Source organism: Mesorhizobium sp. P5_C1 (assembly GCF_054049815.1).
Genome location: NZ_JBFULQ010001047.1, coordinates 1 through 1,130 on the forward strand (window position 1 = coordinate 1; position 1,130 = coordinate 1,130).

2 protein-coding genes are annotated in these 1,130 nt (G+C 56.1%); one reads left to right on the forward strand and one right to left on the reverse strand.

Annotated features, from left to right (window positions below; all coding sequences use genetic code 11):
* Positions 1 to 296 (reverse strand): LysR family transcriptional regulator (locus tag ACXJ7R_RS33760; RefSeq protein WP_457155575.1); only part of this gene is annotated, 296 nt, incomplete at its 3' end.
* A 126-nt stretch (positions 297 to 422) separates the two neighbouring features.
* Here ACXJ7R_RS33760 and ACXJ7R_RS33765 point away from each other — a divergent pair.
* Positions 423 to 1,130: threonine aldolase family protein (locus ACXJ7R_RS33765; RefSeq protein ID WP_457155576.1), on the forward strand; the 708-nt coding region annotated here is incomplete at its 3' end.

Below are 1,130 nucleotides of genomic sequence, written 5' to 3' on the forward strand. Positions count from 1 at the left end.
CTGATGTGGCCAGCCTTCAGCGTTTTGAGTTTCTGGGCTACGTGCGCGAGATGCTCGAGGCCTATATACGATTTCTGGACTTCTTCGAAAAACGCCAAGGCATGTGCCGTTGGGACTAACCGCCCCTTGGTCCTTTTAAACAAACTCAATCCAACAACTGACTCAAGCCTCTGCAGGGATCTGCTCAGCGCAGGCTGCGACGTATGAAGCATCTCGGCCGCACCGGTGACTGTTCCCACCATCATAATGGCCCGAAAGGTTTCAATCAGCCTGGCGTTCAATCCACTGTTGCTCACTCTCGGTTTCCCAATTCGAGTACCTGGTCCTTCCCCATATCATAATCGCATAGCCTGCAAATCAGAAGGCATTTTGAGCGCATCGAGCACGCGGTTATTTTCTGCCGGCAACTTCAAGAGGCCATCATGTTTGATTTTTACAGCGACTGCCGGACACTCCCATCAAGGGAGATGCTGGAAACCGTTTTGACTGCGCGCGTCGGAGACGAGCAGCGCAAAGAAGACCCCACCACCTCTGCACTGTTGGCGAAAGTAGCGGACCTGCTCGGCAAACAGGACGCGATCTTCATGACTTCCGGCACCATGTGCAACGAAGTTGCGCTCTATGCCATGTGTCCTCGCGGCGACATCTTGATCGCAGAGCGCGGCTCTCATGTTTTGACTTTCGAAGCTGGCGGTCCGGCAGCTCTCGCCAACGCACAAGTCTATCCTGTGGACGGGGTACGGGGCATGTTCACCGCCGAACAGGTCGAACTGGCAAATTCTATAACCGGCAAGAGCGGTCATCACTATGCGACAGGCGCGGTACTTTGGGTCGAGCAAACGACCAATCTCGGCGGCGGCGCAGTGTGGCCGCTGGATCAACTCAAGGCCGTGACCGATCTCGGACGCTCCATCGGGCTCAAGACCTATATGGACGGAGCGCGACTGTTCAACGCCTCAGTCAGATCAGGCCTGCCACCCGCGGCTTACGCTGACTGCGTTGATGCCGTGGGGATCGACTTCACCAAGGGGCTCGGCTGTCCATTTGGAGCCGTTTTGGCGGGCTCTCACGAATTCATAGAAAGGTGTTGGAAGGTTCGGCAGATGTTTGGAGGCGRCATGCGCCAAAGC